Origin of the sequence: Leisingera sp. NJS201, assembly GCF_004535885.1 — a bacterium.
GTDB lineage: Bacteria > Pseudomonadota > Alphaproteobacteria > Rhodobacterales > Rhodobacteraceae > Leisingera.
In genome coordinates, this window is the sequence record NZ_CP038234.1 from 669009 (window position 1) to 687367 (window position 18359).

General features: G+C 61.0%; 13 protein-coding genes and 9 pseudogenes. 10 read left to right on the plus strand and 12 right to left on the minus strand.

The features are described from left to right. Positions 1–46 precede the first annotated feature (46 nt). The 6 genes and pseudogenes from ETW23_RS03265 (at position 47) to ETW23_RS03290 (ending at position 4586) form a co-directional block, all read left to right on the plus strand. Positions 47–553 (plus strand): DUF421 domain-containing protein, encoded by a 507-nt coding sequence (locus ETW23_RS03265; RefSeq protein ID WP_134829106.1) that lies wholly within the window; start codon positions 47–49, stop codon positions 551–553. Positions 554–953: 400 nt separating this feature from the next. Continuing rightward, complete coding sequence (locus tag ETW23_RS03270; protein ID WP_368075868.1) at positions 954–1787, plus strand: YihY/virulence factor BrkB family protein; 834 nt, start codon at positions 954–956, stop codon at positions 1785–1787. A gap of 170 nt (positions 1788–1957) precedes the next feature. After that, positions 1958–2132: pseudogene (locus tag ETW23_RS03275) on the plus strand (YqaE/Pmp3 family membrane protein). Continuing rightward, entirely contained in the window at positions 2122–2457 is a 336-nt protein-coding gene (locus tag ETW23_RS03280) for a DUF4112 domain-containing protein (RefSeq protein WP_134829107.1), read from the plus strand. Before ETW23_RS03275 ends, ETW23_RS03280 begins: the two are co-directional and overlap by 11 nt. Further along, a complete protein-coding gene (locus tag ETW23_RS03285; RefSeq protein ID WP_247677005.1) occupies positions 2454–3461 on the plus strand; it encodes an endonuclease/exonuclease/phosphatase family protein in 1008 nt (335 codons plus the stop codon). The genes ETW23_RS03280 and ETW23_RS03285 overlap by 4 nt, the downstream gene beginning before the upstream one ends. After that, positions 3462–4586 carry an AI-2E family transporter gene (locus ETW23_RS03290; protein WP_134829108.1) on the plus strand — a complete coding sequence of 375 codons (1125 nt, stop codon included), beginning with the start codon at positions 3462–3464 and terminating at the stop codon, positions 4584–4586. Positions 4587–4988: 402 nt separating this feature from the next. On the opposite strand, the pseudogene ETW23_RS03295 reads toward ETW23_RS03290, so the two are convergent. From ETW23_RS03295 to ETW23_RS03325, 8 genes and pseudogenes are all read right to left on the minus strand, one after another. Beyond that, positions 4989–5126 (minus strand): annotated as a pseudogene (locus tag ETW23_RS03295) (IS5/IS1182 family transposase); the annotation flags it as partial. A gap of 46 nt (positions 5127–5172) precedes the next feature. Further along, positions 5173–6618: pseudogene (locus ETW23_RS03300) on the minus strand (IS66 family transposase); the annotation flags it as partial. A 177-nt stretch (positions 6619–6795) separates the two neighbouring features. After that, on the minus strand, positions 6796–6954 hold the full coding sequence (gene tnpB / locus ETW23_RS25670; protein ID WP_254695131.1) for a transposase: 159 nt from the start codon (positions 6952–6954) through the stop codon (positions 6796–6798). Between the two features lie 82 nt (positions 6955–7036). After that, positions 7037–7216 (minus strand): annotated as a pseudogene (gene tnpB, locus ETW23_RS26685) (IS66 family insertion sequence element accessory protein TnpB); the annotation flags it as partial. Beyond that, positions 7210–7620 carry a transposase gene (locus ETW23_RS03310; protein ID WP_247677011.1) on the minus strand — a complete coding sequence of 137 codons (411 nt, stop codon included), beginning with the start codon at positions 7618–7620 and terminating at the stop codon, positions 7210–7212. The pseudogene tnpB (ETW23_RS26685) and the gene ETW23_RS03310, both read right to left, overlap by 7 nt. Positions 7621–7779: 159 nt before the next feature. Continuing rightward, positions 7780–8644: pseudogene (locus tag ETW23_RS03315) on the minus strand (transposase); the annotation flags it as partial. 331 nt (positions 8645–8975) lie between these two features. Beyond that, positions 8976–9977, minus strand: a complete 1002-nt coding sequence (locus ETW23_RS03320) for an App1 family protein (RefSeq protein WP_134829109.1) — start codon at positions 9975–9977, stop codon at positions 8976–8978. Between the two features lie 100 nt (positions 9978–10077). After that, positions 10078–10863, minus strand: coding sequence for a hypothetical protein (locus tag ETW23_RS03325; RefSeq protein ID WP_134829110.1), 786 nt, complete (start codon positions 10861–10863; stop codon positions 10078–10080). Positions 10864–10966: 103 nt separating this feature from the next. On the opposite strand from ETW23_RS03325, the gene ETW23_RS03330 reads away from it, so the two are divergent. Both ETW23_RS03330 and ETW23_RS03335 read left to right on the plus strand, forming a co-directional pair. Continuing rightward, positions 10967–12202 (plus strand): putative DNA modification/repair radical SAM protein, encoded by a 1236-nt coding sequence (locus ETW23_RS03330; protein WP_134829111.1) that lies wholly within the window; start codon positions 10967–10969, stop codon positions 12200–12202. Continuing rightward, positions 12202–13670: pseudogene (locus ETW23_RS03335) on the plus strand (UdgX family uracil-DNA binding protein). Before ETW23_RS03330 ends, ETW23_RS03335 begins: the two are co-directional and overlap by 1 nt. On the opposite strand, the gene ETW23_RS25675 reads toward ETW23_RS03335, so the two are convergent. The 3 genes and pseudogenes from ETW23_RS25675 to ETW23_RS03345 form a co-directional block, all read right to left on the minus strand. Continuing rightward, positions 13667–13933: a hypothetical protein gene (locus ETW23_RS25675; RefSeq protein ID WP_247677001.1), complete on the minus strand. Its 267-nt coding sequence runs from the start codon at positions 13931–13933 to the stop codon at positions 13667–13669. The pseudogene ETW23_RS03335 and the gene ETW23_RS25675 sit on opposite strands and share 4 nt — an antisense overlap. 9 nt (positions 13934–13942) lie before the next feature. After that, positions 13943–14380, minus strand: coding sequence for a mechanosensitive ion channel domain-containing protein (locus ETW23_RS25680; RefSeq protein ID WP_247677002.1), 438 nt, complete (start codon positions 14378–14380; stop codon positions 13943–13945). Continuing rightward, positions 14354–15537, minus strand: a pseudogene (locus ETW23_RS03345) (IS110 family transposase); the annotation flags it as partial. The pseudogene ETW23_RS03345 and the gene ETW23_RS25680, both read right to left, overlap by 27 nt. Before the next feature lie 137 nt (positions 15538–15674). On the opposite strand from ETW23_RS03345, the pseudogene ETW23_RS03350 reads away from it, so the two are divergent. Continuing rightward, positions 15675–15933: pseudogene (locus ETW23_RS03350) on the plus strand (transposase); the annotation flags it as partial. Positions 15934–16237: 304 nt separating this feature from the next. Here ETW23_RS03350 and ETW23_RS03355 read toward each other — a convergent pair. Continuing rightward, positions 16238–16996, minus strand: a complete 759-nt coding sequence (locus ETW23_RS03355; protein ID WP_254695132.1) for an IS110 family transposase — start codon at positions 16994–16996, stop codon at positions 16238–16240. On the opposite strand from ETW23_RS03355, the pseudogene ETW23_RS03360 reads away from it, so the two are divergent. Then, positions 16982–18110 (plus strand): annotated as a pseudogene (locus ETW23_RS03360) (IS3 family transposase). The gene ETW23_RS03355 and the pseudogene ETW23_RS03360 overlap by 15 nt on opposite strands. Positions 18111–18359: the final 249 nt, after the last annotated feature.

Genomic DNA, 18359 nt, shown 5'->3' on the forward strand with positions numbered 1-18359 from the left:
CGGCGCCGATTTCGTTTGCGGCGCTCATTAGGCGAAAGGACAGATTATGCTGTACGATCTCTTAGAGATACTTTTCCGCGCGGCCGTATGTGTCGCCACGGTTGTCGCACTCACCCGGCTGAACGGCCTGAGATCCTTCTCGAAGATGTCCAGCTATGATTTTGCGGTCACGGTTGCCTGCGGATCAGTCATTGCCAGTTCAATAATCTCGCCAAAGGAGAATTTGCTTCTCGGGGTTGGGGCGCTTGTTGCGCTGTTCGCCGTGCAAAGCCTGATCTCCTTCGTTCGGACGGCGTCTCCGAAGGTCCGCAAGAGTATTGAGAACGATCCAGTGCTCGTCATGGAAAACGGCGAGATTCTACATCAGAACCTCCGCGATACGCGTATGACAGAAGCTGATCTATTCGGAAAACTGCGGGAGGCGAACGCATTCGATCTGCGCCGCGTTCATGCGGTCATCCTTGAGCCGACCGGTGATGTCAGCGTTTTACATGGCTCTGGCGACGAGGACGAGGAAGTGAGCGCGCGGGTGCTGGAAGGCGTGCGAAGGTAGGCCCTTGGCAAGCTGAGAGACGATCCCGGTCTGTTGATGCGGTGATATTGCTGCGAGTCCGCTGTCTTATTACTTGGCGGAGCCACGGTTCTGCAGCCCTCTTCGAAAAATCCCAGGAACCAAAACAGGCAGCCAGGAGTTAGGTACTCATAAACGAGCCAGTCAATCCGAAGGGTGCTCAATGCGTAGCATTTCCACCCGATAGGTTTTGAATTGCTGCCCTGGCCTTCCTGAGGTTTTTTGTTTTGAGTTCGGAGAGACCCTTGATGGCCGCGAAAGGCATGAAAATCCGGTGTCGGCGCGCTTTCGGATACGTTCAAGCCGACAGGAGCGGACCTGAGCCAACTGGGGGCGGCGTTAATGCCGGCCTCTCGCACTGTCAATTCCAGCGGAGACAGACATGACACGCGGCCGCAACGCTTCAGCACCCCATGAAATTCCAAAGACCGGCTGGAAAGACATCGCCCTGCGCTTGAAAGACGAGATCGCGGAGGATCATGTCGGCCTGATTGCGGCTGGTGTGGCATTCTATGGATTGCTCGCCCTGTTCCCCGCGATCACCGCGGTTCTGGCAATCGGCGGGCTGTTGGTGGAGCCCAGCCAGATTATCGATCAGCTATCGGCCTTTGCCGGCATCGTGCCAGACGAGGTCATGACCATCGTCACCAAACAAGCCACTGAGGTTGCCGGATCACGCGAAGGCGGTTTGGGCCTCGCCGCAACAGCGGGTATCCTGATCGCGATCTATTCGGCCTCCAAAGGCATGAAGAGCCTGATTGAGGGAATGAATGTGGCATATGACGAGAAGGAAAGCCGTGGATTTGTCGTCAAGACCGCGACGACGCTGCTGCTGACCATCTTCCTCATCGCGGGCCTTCTGATCGGTCTTGGTGCAACGCTGGTTGTCCCCTCCGTGGTCGCCTATCTCCAGGCTGGGGTGATTGCCGAGATGCTTGGCACAATTGTCGTCTGGGCACTGCTCCTGTTGTTCACGCTGTTTGGACTGGCGGTTCTCTACCGCTACGGGCCGTCTCGGGATGCACCCGAGTTCCAGTGGGTATCGCCAGGTGCAGTTGCTGCCTGCCTGCTCTGGATCGTCGGCTCTGCCGGGTTTGCGTTCTATGTGGGCCATTTCGGCTCCTATAACGAAAGCTTCGGTGCGCTCGCGGGTGTTGTCGTGCTGCTGATGTGGTTCTGGATTTCGGCCTTCATCATTTTGATGGGGCGGAGTTGAATGCCGAGATCGAGGCGCAGACCCGCCATGACACGACTGTCGGCAAAGACCAGCCCATGGGGCAACGTGATGCCGTTAAGGCGGACAAGCTGGGTGAGGCAAGTCAATCCTGATCAGAGCACGTGCCGCGCGGCGGCTTCTTCCAGTCCAGAGGAGTGAGATAGAGGCCAATGGACCTTGCTCGCATCATCCTGACGGTGATTAAACCGCCGCCCGGTGTGTTCTTCAATGTGGGTCTGGGAGGTCTTTTGGCTGATTGTTCTTCTCACCCTCCTCGGCTTCATTCCGGGCACCGTTCATGACCTGTACATCATCGCCGGGAAACAGCCGGGATATGCTGTATGAACTCGACCATCTTGACCGGATCTCCACACTTCTAGACATCAAGTTCCCTCTGCCGGGCACACAGATCCCGTTTGGTTGGGATACAGTTGCGGGGCTGATCCCAAGAATTGGCGACGCGGTGACTTTGTTACCGGCAGGCTATCTGCTCTATAAAGGGTACTGGTTGGGCGCGGGAAAGCGGACAATGGCCCGCATGGCCATGAGCATCGGTCTGGACGCTAACGCCGGCGCGGCTCCGGTGGTGGGGGACGTTTTTAACAAGTTCTTCAAGTCCAAGAACCGAACCGTCACAATTTTTCGGCGCGCGCTGGAGAACCGCCAATGAAAAGCAACATGATGGAGGGCGTGGACGTGCTACTTGTATTAATGAAGACTGTGATCTGGCTGCTGAGTCTCCTTGTCCTCGCAGTCACGGTTCTGCCGCTCTTCAACTCGCATCAATGGTGGATCCGGATGTGGGACTTCCCGCGGCTGCATATACTGGTCGTTGCAGTTGCGCTTGCAGTGCTTGCATTCTTAACCTGGCGATCGGGAGCGCTGATCCTTCTTCTCATCCTTGCGGCCAGCGCGCTCAACCAGGCGCGGATGATCTTTCCGTTCACGCCCTTGGCTCAGGTCGAAATCGAACTGGGGAACTTCTCTGGCGGGGCGGAAATTTCGATCTTGTCGGCCAACGTGCTGATGGAAAACAAAGAGCATGACCAGTTAGCCGCGCTGATAGAAGAAGAAGATCCCGACGTGCTGTTTCTCATGGAGACGGATTCAAAATGGGTCGAAGGGCTGGAGCACACACTATCAGGTTTTGACACTGTGCTTACACATCCATTGGATAATCACTACGGGTTCATTTTCGCGACAAATCTTGAAGCACCATCTGCCGAGACCATTTTTCTCTCAGACGACAACACGCCAACACTTCTGGCTGAACTCAAAGCACCGGATGGCCGGGGGTTTAATTTCATCGGCATGCACCCACGTCCCCCGGTTCCGGGCAACGATACCGAAGAAAGGGATGTGCAGATCAGGCGCGCGGCGACATTGACAAAAAACTCTGCTCTCCCGGTTATCAGCATGGGCGACTTTAATGATGTCGCTTGGTCTTGGACGGCGAAGCGCTTCAAACACCACGGCAAGTACCGTGATCCGCGCGTCGGCCGTGGCATGCTGCCGAGCTTTGACGCGGAACATCCGATCCTCAGATTTCCGATTGACCAACTGTATGTGACCGAAGGGGTGGATCTCATTTCCTTCGAGCGCAAACGCGCAGTGGGATCCGATCATTTTCCGATGGGTGCAGTTGTGGCAATCAGCGGCGGGAGCGAGAAGTAAATGTCCGAATTCAAAACCCAAACAGACTCTGATCAGGATCATCGCGCGGGAATTCTCCGCGGTATCAAGCTGGCTGGCTTCGGGATATTCTTTCTGCTTCTCATACAAACACTTGTTTGGGCCAGTGATTTTCTGATCCCGGTGACAGGCGCTGTGCTTGGATACTTTGTGCTGAACCGCCCGCGGCGCTGGCTAAGCCGGATCGGCATTCCACCTGTGGTGAGCGCAGCTATGTTCACACTTTTCCTGATTTCCGCAGTTGGCTTTGCGATTGTGACACTGAGCCAGCCTGTCTCGGATTTCATCGCGGATCTGCCGGCCATAGTGAAACAAATAGACGAAAAACTCTCTACAAAAGGAGGCGCCTTTCAGGCCGTCAACGATGCGGCAGATGCCGCTGGCGAAATCCTGAATCCCAGAGAAGGCGAGACGGTAGAGGTGGAGGTCGTATCAAAGACCGGCTTCGCAACCGTGATCGCAGGTCTGGCGCCGTCGTTGCTCGGCCAGATTGCTTTTGCCATCCTGCTGCTCTTTTTCCTGATCTCTTCCGGGGATATGTTCATCCGCAAGACGCTCCAAAGCCTCGGCGGGTTCAAAGACAAGCGCCGCGCCGTCAGCGTTGTGCATGATATTGAGGACCGTCTGGGCCGGTATTTAGGGGGGATCACGGCGATAAACGCCGGTCTCGGCCTCAGCGTCGCTGCGGCGATGGCTCTCTGGGGGCTGCCTAACGTTCTGATGATCGGTGTGATGGCTTTCGCATTCAATTTCATCCCGTTCGTGGGCGCAATCCTGGGGACCGCGATCGTAGCCGTGCTGGCATTCGTATCTCTCGAAGGTCTCTGGTCGGCGCTGGGTGTCGGACTGACATACATGGCCTTGACGTCTGTTGAAGCACAGTTGGTGACCCCGGCGCTGATCTCGCGCCATATGAAATTGAACACGACCGTTGTTTTCCTCAGCATCGCCTTCTTTGCCTGGATCTGGTCGGTAATGGGAATGATTGTTGCGTTGCCGGTTCTAACGGTCATCAAGATAGCGTGCGACGAGATCGACGGCTTGAAGACGATCGGACTGTTTCTGGGGCAGGACGAAGCGGTAGAAGACAAAAATCCCGATAGCTGATTTGTGATGCCTTCTGCCAGCAAAGACGTCCCGTTTGGCGACCAACTCCACAACGAAAGTTCGTATGCAGGCCAGGCGCATTCACAAGGCCACCAGCAGCGCGGACACTCCCGATGATTTTCGGCTCAAAGCCAAAGTCAAAGCTGCGGTTAGAGTGGTGCAAGCGAATTTTGGCCGTTGGGTTCATTTTTCTCTTGGTTCCACTTGAGGAGCGGCTGAAAATCAGCGCAATACTCAGATGCCTGATTGCCCAAGGAAGCAACACGAGCAGTGCAGGTGCCGACATCGGCGCTGCTGCCGTCCGTAAAGGTGATGCGCAGCGGAAGCTCCCTTTTTATAGATGAGCGCGGCCTTGTTGCACAAATCGGGGTTTGACCGTAGTTCCCCTTTCCCCGGACGAACTTATCCCACGGGCCGCGTAACAGGTATGCCAAGCGCAGTGCAGCCGTTCAGCACGGCGATACGAACCTGCAGCTCGGCGACCTGGCGTTCGAAGTCTCGTGCCATCAAGGATTGGCCATGGAGTTTGATGCAATTCATCCAATCGTCGGGAATAGGGTAAGCGGTGTCTGCGCCCCACGCGGGATCAACTTGACGGGTTGAAGTTCCAGGGAAGCAGATCGTCGATCTGGCTGGCTGGGTGACCGGCGGCGATCACCTCAAGGCTCGCCTTGAGATACGCCAAGGGCTCCACGCCGTTGATCTTCGCGGTGGCGATCAGGGAAGCGATGCGGGCCCATGTGCGACCGCCTTCGTCATGTCCGGCGAAGAGCGCATTCTTTCTCGTCAGGGCAATCGGGCGGATCAGGTTCTCGATGGGGTTGGAGTCGATCTCGACGCGGCCGTCATGCAGGAAGGTCTGCAGGCCGCCCCACTGTCGGTGGATATAGGCCAGCTTCTCGCCCAGCTGCAACTTGGCCGGGACACGCAGGCGTTGCGCCTGCAGCCAGTCGCCGAACCCGGGCGACAAGGGGCGCGCTGCGGGCTTGGCGGGCAGACAGGCGCTGACCGGGGCCCATGCCGCGGATCTCGGCCTCAATGCGGTAGAGCTCGGCGATCCGGCGTAGCCCCTCGCCAGCGATCTCGGAGACGTCGCGGTCGAATATCTCCTTGAGCTTGCGACGAGCGTGTGCCCAACAATGCGCAACCGTGATCGGCGCGCCGCCCTTGCGGGAGGGGCGCGTCAGCCGATCGTAACCGGTGTAGCCATCCAACTGCAGGATCCCGCCGAAGCTCTGCAGGATTTGCTCGGCATGCGCGCCGGCGCGGCTGGGATGGCAGGTAAACACCACGCCGGGCGGGTCCTCTCCGCCCCATCCACGGTCATCGCGCGCCAAGGCCCATAGGTAGCCGGTCTTGGTTCGGCCTCTGCCCGGGTCGAGGACAGGAGCCGTCGTCTCGTCTATTACCCGGCAGGCGCATGCGAAGCATGCTGCCGAGAGGGCATGAAGAGCTTGGCCGATCCCTTCAGCTGCTCGGACAGCCGGTCGACCACCGGGCCAAGGTGGAACGCGGCTGTCCCGGCCCAGTCCGCCAGGGTGCTGCGGTCGATCTGGAGGCCGGAGCGGGCAAGGATCTGGCTCTGTCTGTAAAACGGAAGGTGGTCCGCGAACTTGGACACCAGGACGTGGGCGATGGCACCTTCTGTCGGCAGCCCGCCCTCGATCAGCCGCGGCGCGGCGGGCGCTTGGGTGACACCGTCCGAGCAAGCGCGGCAGGCATACTTCGGCCGGATGTCGACCAGCACCCGAAGCTGCGCGGGCACGATGTCCAGACGTTCGGTCCGATCCTCGCCGATCCGGTGCATGCGGCCGCACCCACAGGGGCAATCGAGGCTCGCCGGTTCGATGACACGTTCGATGCGCGGCAGATCCGCGGGCAGATGGCCGAGATTGCGCTGCCGCGTCCGGCGCGGCGTCGTGGTGGATGGCGCGGCCTGCTCCTTGCGGGCCTCGACCTCCGCGGCGGCGGTTTCCAGGTCTTCGAAGGCCAGCTGCCGGTCGTCTTCGCTCAGCTTCTCGGACCGTTTGCCATGCACGACATGGTTCAACTCTGCCACGAGATGCTCGAGCCGCCGGTTGGCGTCCTTCACGCACCATTCTCCTGCAGCAGCGCCAGAACGGCGGCGCGCTGGCTCTCGGGGATCGCGGACAGGTCGATGGGCGGGGCGCTGGACATGCGCGGATGCCCTATCATTCCCTGGGGCGAGTCACTCTGCCACAGCTGGTCTGCGCACCTCCAGCGATCGCACACGGCGCCAGTCCAAGCCGGCAAACAGGGCTTCGAACTGCGCACGGTTCAGCGTCATGGCCCCGTCGCGGATCGCCGGCCAGGTGAACGTGCTTTCTTCCAGCCGCTTGTAGGCCATGACCAAACCGCTGGGCTCCGCCCGTTCTTGCCTCAAACTGTCCCCCGGACAGTTTGCTGCGTTTCACGCAGGCCGGCGCAAACTCCCAGAACAGGATCTTCATCCGGTCGGCGCGCTTTGAGCGGAAGACGAAGACCGTGCCGGTGAATGGATCCTCGGCCAGCGCGGATTGAACCAAAGCCGCGAGACCATCATGGCCCTTCCGGAAGTCGACAGGCTTCGTCGCCACCAGGATCCGCACGCCCTGCGAGGGCATCAGCATGGATGCGCCTCCAGCGCGTGGACGATCTCCGCTACTCGGGCGACGGGGATGTCATGCGCGAGTTCGATCACAACAGCACCCCGAATGATCCTGATCGAGGCCGCCTGCGATGCGACTTCCGGATGCGCTTCCTCCTCGGCGACCTCGCAGACGACGAGAGGCGCAAAGACAGGTTCCTCAACTTCGGCCGCAGGCAGCACAAGCTTGCCTTGCTTGGCCTCTCGACGCCAGGCCGAGAGCTGATTGGGCAGAATGCCAAACCGTTCCGCCACGGCATTCACCGTCGCACCGGTCTCCAAGGTCATCGAGACGGCCAGGGCCTTTGCCTTATCCGGCCAACGGCGGTGACCCGACGCGTAGATCTCGACGCCCAGTGATTTGAGAAACGAATTTGTAGCGCACATTGCGAAACGCACTCCCCATCATGAGATGGAGATCACCTCGCATCCGAACCTATCATCAGCAACGTGGGGTCGAGACGCCGCTTACGGAAAAGGATCCCCCGGATCCTTTTCTGATCCTCCTCATATCTCGACACGGCTCCGGCGGTGGCAGCCGCTTCACCGTCGCCAGACGGCACGGCCCAAGTACTTCGAGGCTCGCAGCGCTTCGTTGCGGGCGACGGCGCCGGGACCCGTTGGTTTCCAAGGCTTTGCGTTCTTGCGTGGCGGTATGACAGCGGCAGCATTTCGGGCAGCGATTGCCTCGTGGCAATTTCTTGTGCCGCAGGCCCCGCCGGCTGTGACCGGCGCGATGTCCTGATCCGCTCCGGTCTGGTCCAGCAGTTCCGGTAGTATGGGGGCGTCGCCGATATTGCTACTGGTGACATCAACCGCCCGAACTTCCAGCGTTCCTCATCAATTCCCCTCTCGGGATCATGCTGTGCATGACCCTGACGGGCAGGGGATGTGTGTATTGCGCCAGATGCGCCGCTTGGAGCCACCCGCTGCCCGGCAGCGCATGCATGGCATGTGCGAGAGGGGGGCTTTCGGGCATTCCACTCACCTTCGCCCTCGGCCTTGATCCCGGTGCTGTCCGCTGCCCGGCAGTGCATCACGCAGTGATGTCACGAGAGGGGATCAACAGGTTCAGCGGGCCTTTCCCTCCACGGTAGGGGATGGCCACGTTCAGCTTCTGCTGGCGACGGCACAAGGGGCTGAAGTCCGGGACCGGCCAGTCCAGCCCGACCAGCCGCAGGAGGCTTTCGGCGAACCCAGCCGTCTGTCGCAACGGCATCGCGAACAGCATCTTCATCGTCAGGCAGGTCTGGATTGCGGCATCGCTGAAGCTCGGCTGCCGTCCCGTCGGCGCAGGTCTCCACACCATGTCGGGATCAAACCACACCGTCAGCGAACCGCGCCGCCTTAGTGCCTCATTGTAAGCCGGCCAGTTCGTGGTCTTGTACTTCCTCGCGGCCCAACTGCTCATGGCTCACAGCTACCATGCTGGTTTCACGCAGTGAATCCCTCGCCCGATTTTTGCAACAAGGCCGTCCGCTAAGGAAGATGGCAAGGGACAACGGGAGAGAAACGTGCCCTTTGCTTAGGTTCTTTCGCGCGCGATATTCGGGCGTGTTCGATAAAGCTCTGCCGCGGTACATCGCCGGTTGGCGGCAATGCTCTGAGACCATGGGAACAGCGGCGCTGGACATGGCGGAAAGCGAAGGGAATTAAATCACCTGCGCGGAAACACCGCAGCCTCTCAGGCATCCTACGGGACGGGGCTGTCACAGGCACTCAAGGAGAGCGGCCGAAGCGCCTTAGAAAACTTCCCGCTCCATTTTCAAAATGGCGCTCTGAAAGCTCGACCCGGCAAACACCATCACCCCAGTATCCTTCAACTCGGCGAGCCCGCGCTCGTCGTTCGTACTTAGACCGTCTTCGGAAATCCGAATCAGCACTGCGGCTATACGCCCTGGGTGGCGGCGCACCGCGGCGCAGTAAACCGAGGCGTCCTCCTGCCCGGTGTCGCCGATAAGAATTGCGGTCAATTCAGGATGCGCCTTCAGCAGAATGCCGATGCTTTGACCTTTGTGGCTGCCGTGGCCTGCAGAGATAAACTGGGTCTCGCTCAGGCCGAGATCCCGCAGAAACATCGGGCCGCGCAAAAGCTCCGCCTGATTGAAGACCTGGGCCAGAAAGGCGTGCATATTCCACGGGGATGAACTGACGTAATAGACCGGATTCCGCCCCTGCTCAGACAGCCGCTGCAGTAAGGCGGCGGAGTCCGGGTAGATGCGCCGCGTCAGCGCGTTGCCGCTGAAAGTTGTCCATAGGTTACGGAGCAGGGAATAGGCGGAGGTATGCAGCACAGTGTCATCGATATCGGAGATCACCATAAACCTGGCATCCGGCCGGGGCACGAACACCGGACAGGCTGCTGGGGTGCCGCCGTCTGCAACCGACACCTCAATTTCATGCCAGCCCGGTGCCCGGCCAGCCGGGAGCGGCAGCTGGAAATAGCCTTCCTCGTCGGTGATGGCTGTGGTGCCGCCGTGGCTTACCGTGACCCCGGCAACCTCATCCGTCAAAAAAAGTGAGGTCATTTGCATAAAGTTCCGCAGCACGCTTTGCCCGCTGACGGCAGCTTTGCTGCGCGCCCCAGCCAGGACGCGGCCCCGTAGGATCAGGTGCTCCGGGGTGGCGTATCCGATATACGGATCGATAACCAAGGTGCCGCTTCCATGATTGCGGCGCGGCTGCAGCCGGTCCAGCAAACGTTCGGCACCAAGGGCGGTCCGGTGCAGGACTTTTTTCAGCATGGCTTTCTCGGCTCCCATTTTTTGGCTCTAATTTGCGATGCGGTAAAATGCTGTTCCGCCGTTTCTTCCGGTGGCGGCCGCCTGACTGCCTTGCGGCTGTTCAAAAAGAGAACTGCCGCGACCACTCCTCAAGCCGGGCCAGGAAGGCCCGGTCGCCGGCGTCCTCGGGCGGCTCGAAATTCGGCAGCCCGCGGAGAATGGTCCTCAGGCCGCGCAGGTTCCCTTCGCGATCCAGCCAGTTCGCCGAGAACCGCGCCAAGCCTTCAGGCAGGCGGTAGTCAGGATCGGGGGTAGAGTAGTAGAGCGCGTGGGGAACGCTGGTCAAACCTGCCACGAGATCGGCAAGCGCGTGCAAATCCCAGGCGCGGCTGCTTTCAAAATCCTGGCAGGCTGCGGCATGGGCGAGGAACGCGCGCCCGGTCTTGACGGTTTGTGTTGTGTTCAGAACAAAGCTCACCGACAGCGTCATCACGATCATTCCATTCACGGCGACAAGCACAGTCGCCAGCTCCCAGCCTGTCGACCCCGGGCTGCTGTTGCCTGCGCCCAATGTGGACAGTGCTTCACCGATAAAACCAAGATCCATCACCCATCCGGCTGGCTGGCGGGTGTCCGTGACCAGAACTGAAGTGTCGGAGGCTTGAAATATCAGCAGCCACGACAGCGCGGTGCCGGCTATCCAAAAACCGGCAATCGATGACATCACCAGCGGGCCGATCAGGATGCGACCGCCCGGAACATGCCGCAAAACCCGTTTCAGTATCTGCCAGGCAGCCCGGGCAACCCGCCGCGACGGCAGGCGGCGGCCGGTAATCCCCACTGTTGTCAGGAGGAAGTCGCCGCAAACTGATATCAGCCCGCATATGCCAAGAAGAGCAAACCCCATAACATCTCAACGTTGGCACCCCGCTCCGGGTTCCCGGTGGTTTTTCGCCCAAGCCGGTGGGGGCAGGCTTGCCTGTTGCGGGATGGGAACATAAAGTGAACAAATGGCTGGAATGAGTATTCAAGACAAGTTAGCGATTCTAAGCGATGCCGCTAAATACGACGCCTCCTGCGCGTCGTCAGGCTCCACCCGGCGCGACTCTCGGGATGGCAAGGGGCTGGGGTCGAACACCGGCGCGGGGATCTGCCATGCGTATGCGCCGGACGGGCGCTGCATCAGCCTGCTGAAGATCCTGATGACGAATTTCTGCATCTACGACTGCGCCTATTGCATCAACCGGGTGTCGTCGAACGTCCCGCGGGCGCGGTTCACTCCGGATGAGGTGGTCAAACTGACGGTGGAGTTCTACCGGCGCAATTTTATCGAGGGTCTGTTCCTGTCGTCGGGCATCATCCGCTCGCCCGATGCAACGATGTCGGACATGGTGCAGATCGCCCGCAAGCTGCGGGAGGAGGAGAATTTCCGCGGCTATATCCACCTGAAGACGATCCCCGACGCGGCGCCGGAGCTGATTGCGGAGGCCGGGCGGCTGGCCGACCGGCTGTCGATCAATGTGGAGCTGCCGACCGATGCCTCGGTGCGCCAGCACGCGCCGGAGAAAAAGCCGGAACAGATCCGCAAGGCGATGGCCGATGTGCGGCTGCGCGGCGAAGCCGCTAAGGAGCGCAGCCATACCGGCAAGCGGCCGCCCCGGTTTGCGCCTGCCGGGCAGTCGACGCAGGTGATTGTAGGGGCCGATGGCTCCAGCGATGCGGTGATCCTTGGGCAGTCCACCCGGCTTTATGGCAGTTACGGGCTGCGGCGGGTCTATTACTCGGCCTTTTCGCCAATTCCCGATGCCTCGGCCCGGCTGCCGCTGGTCAGCCCGCCCTTGGTGCGGGAGCACCGGCTCTATCAGGCGGACTGGCTGCTGCGGTTTTACGGGTTCGGCCTGGAGGAGATCACCAGCGCCGCGCCGGACGGCAATCTGGATCTGGAGATCGACCCCAAGCTGGCCTGGGCGCTGGCGCACCGGGGGCTGTTTCCGCTGGATGTGAACCGCGCCAGCCGCGAAGAGCTGCTGCGGGTGCCGGGGTTCGGGGTCAGGACCGTGAAGCGGATCCTCAGCACCCGGCGGCACCGCAGCCTGCGGTATGAAGACCTGCAGCGGATGGGGGCGCTGCTGAAGAAGGCGCGGCCGTTTATCACCGCGGTTGGCTGGACGCCGGGGGCGCTGGCAGACACCGCGGATCTGCGGGCGCGCTTTGCGCCGCCGCCCCGGCAGCTGAGCCTGTTCTGATGCAGGTTGCGGCCCTGCCGCCCATCGGCACCGCGGCCGCCTGGCGGGAGGCCGCGCGCGGCTATCTGAGCGCCGGGGTGCCGCCGGAGGAGCTGCGCTGGCACTGCGGCGCGCAAGCTGAGGCGGGGCTGTTCGACATTGCCGCAGCGCCGCCCGCACCGGCGCGGCAAGTGGCGGTGCCGCGCAGCTTTGTCAGCCTGGCGGAAAGTGTCTCCTGGCATTCGGACCCGGCGCGGTTTGACCGGCTTTATGCGTTCCTGTGGCGGCTGAAGGACACGCCGCAGCTGATGAGCGACCGGGGCGATGCGCAGCTGGCGCATCTGCGGCGGATGGAGAAGGCGGTGCATCGCTGCCAGCATAAGATGAAGGCCTTTGTCCGGTTCCGCGAGACCGGCAGCCCGGAGGCGGCGCGGCGCAGCTTTGCCGCCTGGTTCGAGCCGGAGCACCGCACGGTCGAACCCACGGCGCCGTTCTTTGCCCGCCGGTTCGGGGACATGGACTGGCGCATCCTGACGCCGGAGGTCTGCGCTGTGTTCGAGGACGGCGTGCTGCGGTTTGAGCCGGGCGCGCCCAAGCCCGGCATGCCGGAGGATGCCAGCGAGGGGCTGTGGCTGACGTATTTCCGCAACATCTTCAACCCGGCGCGGCTGAAGGTGAAGGCGATGCAGTCGGAGATGCCGAAGAAATACTGGCGCAACATGCCCGAGGCGGCAGCGATCCCGGAGCTGATCGCCACCGCGCCGGCCCGGGCGCGGGCAATGGCGGAGGCGGCGCCGACGCTGCCGCCCGCCCGCACGGCGCGGGTGCAGGCCGCGGCAGAGCAGGCGGCCAATGCGCATTGGCAGGGACCGCAGGACGGGCTGGCGGCGGCGCTGGCGGGCTGCACCCGCTGCCCGCTGCATGGCTCGGCCACCCAGGCGGTGCCGGGAGAAGGTCCGCAGGATGCGGCGCTGATGCTGGTGGGGGAGCAGCCGGGCGACCGCGAGGATCTGACCGGACGGCCCTTTGCCGGTCCCGCCGGGCTGCTGCTGAAAGAGATTGCGGCTGAAGCCGGGGTGGAGCGCGGTGCGGTTTATCTGACCAACGCGGTGAAGCATTTCAAGTTCCGCCCGCAGGGGCGCCGCCGCCTGCATCAGCGCCCGGACGCGGGCGAGGTGCAGCGGTGCCGGTGGTGGCTCGATGCCGAAGTTAAGCTGGTGCAGCCACGGCTGATTGTGGCGATGGGGACGACGGCGGCGCTGGCCCTGACCGGCAGCGGCGACAGGCTGATGGCACGACGCGGCACGGTGGAGACCGGCCGCCAGGGGGGCCGGTTCTGCTGACGCTGCATCCGGCGCATATCCTCCGCACGCCGGACCCCGCCGCCCAGGCCCGCCTGCGCGAACTGCTGCGCAGCGACCTGGCGACGGCGCGGGACCGGGCCGGGCTGGCAGCTCAGGCAGGGGAGGCGGGGAAGGGGGCGGCTTAGGCGGCTTCGGCCGGGCGGACCTTGGGGAAGATGTCGATATTGCGCTCTTCGGCAATCCGGTTGCCGGCCGCAATGATCATCTCGCGGGCCTTGCAGGCGACATCCCAGGAGGTGTTGGGATCGGCGCAGGGCAGGGCGAACCAGACGTCCTTGGCGAACACATCCTGCCCGGCCACCTGCACTTTGGCGTCATCGGGATCGCCCAGCTCGTCCTTGTCCAGTTTGCCGACGATGTCGTCAAACGCCTCGCGCAGCGCGTCCACATCGGCATTTTAGGCGCATTTCAGCTTTATAATGCGCAGCATCTTCGGCTCTTTCATCGTCCAGTTTTCAAACGGCGTGGAGATGAACTCCTCCACCAGCACGATGAGGCGGATGCCGTCCCAGTCGCGCAGCTGCACATAGGTGAAATTGATCCGCTCCACGTGGCAGAGGTAGTCGTTATAGACGATCCGGTCGCCGATCTTGGCGGATTGATTGAGCGCGATCTGCAGCGAGGCAATGATTTTGCCCAGCACCCGGCGGGCGGCGAAGCCCAGGATCAGGATCAGGGTCAAGGTACCGGCGGTGCCCAGAATGGTAAAGCCGAGGTTCCGGAAGATGTTGCTTTGGCTCAGGAAAACACCGCCGCCGATCAGCACCGCGGCCACCACAAAGGCGCGGCGGGCCGCCGCCAGACGGGTGACCACGGCGTGAACAGTGCGCGCCATCTTGGCAGCAATCGCGGTATAGGCCTTGCGGCGCAGATGGGCATTGTGCCGGTCTTTTGAGGTGTAACGCTCGAACTTGCCGCGGAAGCTGTTCGTCTTCTTCAACGCGGCCGTCTGGCCCGCCATCCAGAGCGTGCGCCGGCGCCGGGCATTGCCATATTTGGAGATCTTGCTTTGCCCGCGGAACATCCCGGACTGTACGGTGGCAAGATCGCTCTCGGCAGATTGCTGCGCAATCGCCTTCCGGGCAATGCATGCCGCAGATCTTAAGGAACTGGCGGTGATGCCGGAAACGGCGCAGGTCACCTGCTTCAGCCAGGATGGTCATTGCGTTGATCGGGCCGATACCGGGGATGGTCGTCAGCAGCTGATAGTCAGGCAGATCGGACAGGAGCTCGACGGATCGGGCCTCAATCTCATCGCGCTGCCGGATCAGGCTGCGGCCTTCGGCGGGAACGAGGCGGAACATGCGCACTGCGTCGGAATCCGGGCGGACAGGAAGCCCGACTAGATCCGCGGAAGTCGTGTAAATATCTGAAAGCAGGCGTTCTTTGAAAAACTTGCGGCCAACGACTTGCCAGGCATCGGCGATGAAAGCCTGCCGGCTCATGGCCGAGATCATGTGTGGCGACGGGTACTTCTCGAGAAACGCCAGGAACCAATCCGTCCGGGAGCTTCTGTGAAACCGCTCGGCCTCGGGAAAATACAGAGGCAGGTAATGGGTCAGGATGCGGTGCCAGAGTTCGGTCTTCGACCGCGAAACGATCTCATGGGTCTTTGACAGTTCCTGAATGTCAGCGGTTCCGGTGGCCAGCGGATCATGGAAGAACTGCACGGCCCGATCTCCAGCTGTTGTGCAGGGCCTCCCGCGTCCGGACCAAGCCCACGGAGGACACGAGCTTCAGCTCGAAACCGGCCTGGCCGAGATGATGCGCCAATGTCCGATGATAATTGCCGGTTGCTTCGAACCCGATCCTAACCGGCAAGCCGTAACCGGAAAGAGCCGCCACCAAACGCCCGAAGTCATCCAGAGTATTGGTGATGGTCATGCGGCGGCGGCGCTTCTTGCCGGGAGCGCCAATCAGAACTTCGTGGCGGTGTTTGGAAATGTCGATGGCGACCAATAAGGTCGGCGCAGTAGAATAGGTGGCGGTTATAGCCGGTCTCCTCAGCGGTGTGGGTTACGCAAAACCACTGTTGAGACCCGAGACCCGGTTATGGCCACCCGCTGCGCGATTGGAGGGCTGCGCGCGTTGCTATAACCTCTCGGCGGCTAGTCCTCCCGACGTGCTATGGCCCGGAGTTTATTGCTCAGGCTGTTCGGGATTGGATCGCGGCTGTCGGTGCCAGGACGGCTTACATCCAGCCAGGAAGCCCCTGGGTAAATGGATACTGTGAAAGCTTCAACGCAAGGTTCCGGGATGAGTTTCTGAACGGAGAAATCTTCTACAGCCTGCGTGAGGCACAAATCCTGATCGAAAGCGGAGAAAACACTACAACACCAAACGCCCCGCAGTGCTCTGGGCTACCGCCCACCTGCGCCAGAGGCCATCGTCCTGATGGACCAAAGGCCAATCATGCATGTAAGGATGCCCCCTGGTGTGCAAGAAGTTTATGAACGGCTCGGGTATGTGATCGGATGCGGTCATGTATCAGGCCTCCTCATGCGGCAACTGTTTACTTGGCCGCGGGCCGGTATGGCGATGCGCAGACCGGGTCCAATTCACTAACGCGAGCTTTTTGCTCTGTGCATGCGGATGGTTTTCCCGGTCCGGATCTGGTCGATCCATTGCCCTTACAGTTCTTTGACCTCCTCACCTTCCGGCAGCTTCAGCACAGGTTCGCTGTTTACGCTGTTTATGCTGCCACGGCCGGATTCCGGTAATCTTCATCTTTCGTAAGCATTGCCCAGATTGACCGGGCCATCTTGCTGGCCACAGCAATGGCAACCAGCATTCGAGGTTTGCGCCCCAGCATTCTAGCAAGCCAAGAATCCTTTGCCGCGCCGTGCCGCAAGGCCGCGCGAACCACCGCCATTGCCCCAATAATCAATAGCTTCCGAATGTCGCGCTGACCCATCTTTGATGTTCGCCCCAGCCGTGATTTGCCGCCAGAGGAATGCTGCCGCGGCACGAGGCCAACCCACGCGGAGAAGTCGCGCCTGCATCTAAAGCCTGACATGTCAGGAGCGAAGGCTTCAATCGCCAGCGCCGTTACCGGCCCAACACCTGGTGCGGTCTGCAGACGCCTCAATGTCTTCGATGACTTCGAAGCTGCCCGCGTTTTTTCCTCGAGCCTGGCAATATGGATGTCAAGAGTGGCCACCTGTTCGAGAAATTGATGCCCCAATTCACGTCCCATTTCTGGCATGTCGGCGTCATCGCAGGCCAGCGCTTCAGCCAGAGCCTTGAGATGCACACGCCCGTTTGGCGCGATCATACCGAATTCGGCCAGGTGCCCGCGCAATGCATTGATCACCTGCGTGCGCTGGCCAACCGGCATTTGCCGTGTCCGGAAAAGCATCGCATGCGCCTGATGTGGACCTGCTTCACTTTTGTTCCGGTTTTCTGCGAGCAATGCTCGCCATAGAGGAGACCGGAAATGGCACCCAAACACAGTGACGATTTCAAACGCGAAGCGGTTCGGATCGCGACAAGCAGCGGGCTGACGCGTCGCCAAGTCGCGTCGGATCTGGGGGTCGGCCTTTCGACCTTGGGCAAATGGATACGTCAGTTCTCGGACGATCCTTCTACCGCGACCCAGGATTCTGAGCTTCGGCGCGAGAACGAACGCCTACGCAAAGAAAACCGCATTCTTCGGGAGGAGAGGGAGGTGTTAAAAAAGGCGGCAATCTTCTTCGCGGGTCAAAAGCAATGAGATTTCAGTTCATTGCGGATTACCGCGGGGATTTGCCACGCAGCCATTTGTGTCGCCTGATGCAGGTGACGGATCGTGGTCTTCGGGCCTGGCGGCACAGGCCGCCGTCACGCCGCCAACGTCGGGATATGGTGCTCTTGGCGCATATTCGAGAGCAGCATCGCTTGAGCCTGGGCAGCTACGGTCGTCCGCGCATGACGCAGGAACTCAATGAACTGGGCATCCATGTCGGGCAACGCCGTGTGGCGCGGATCATGCGTGATAACGGCATCCAGGTGCTGCGCAGCCGCAAGTTCAAGCGCACGACCGACAGCAATCACACCTTCAATATCGCGCCCAACCTGTTGCGTCAGGATTTCACCGCAAGCGCCCCGAACCAGAAGTGGGCGGGAGACATCACTTATATTTGGACCCGCGAGGGATGGGCCTATCTTGCTGTGATCATCGACCTCTATTCGCGACGGGTGATCGGCTGGGCCCTGAGCAACCGCATGAAACAGGATCTGGCCTTGCGCGCTTTGGACATGGCGATTGCCCTACGAAAGCCGCCCCGGGCTGCATCCACCACACTGATCGCGGCGCCCAATACTGTGCCCACGAGTATCAAAAGCGTCTGCGCAAGCACGACTTGGTGCCGTCGATGAGCGGAAAGGGAAATTGCTATGATAATTCGGCCGTCGAGAGCTTCTTCAAGTCGCTGAAGGCCGAATTAATCTGGCGCCGGACCTGGCAGACCCGCAGAGAGGTCGAACTGGCCGTCTTCGAATACATCAACGGCTTCTACAACCCACGCCGACGGCATTCGGCCATCGGCTGGAAATCACCCGTGGCTTTCGAAAAGATCGCCGCCTAACATGAGCTACACACCGGAACGAAAACGGTGCAGGTCCACTGAGATCTTTAAGGGGGTCGTGATGTAGGTCGAACATTGTCGTTCTCCTCTGCAGCACCCTCGCAAAATGCTCGGGTTTCAAGACGCCTGATTTCCTCCTTGGATTTGCGCAATTGTCTGTTCGGAGAGGCTGCGGTCTCTCGGCTGGTCGAATTTTCTGGTTTGTTTGTCCTTGTTTGGGGCTTCCTAACGACTGCCCAGAACAAGGAA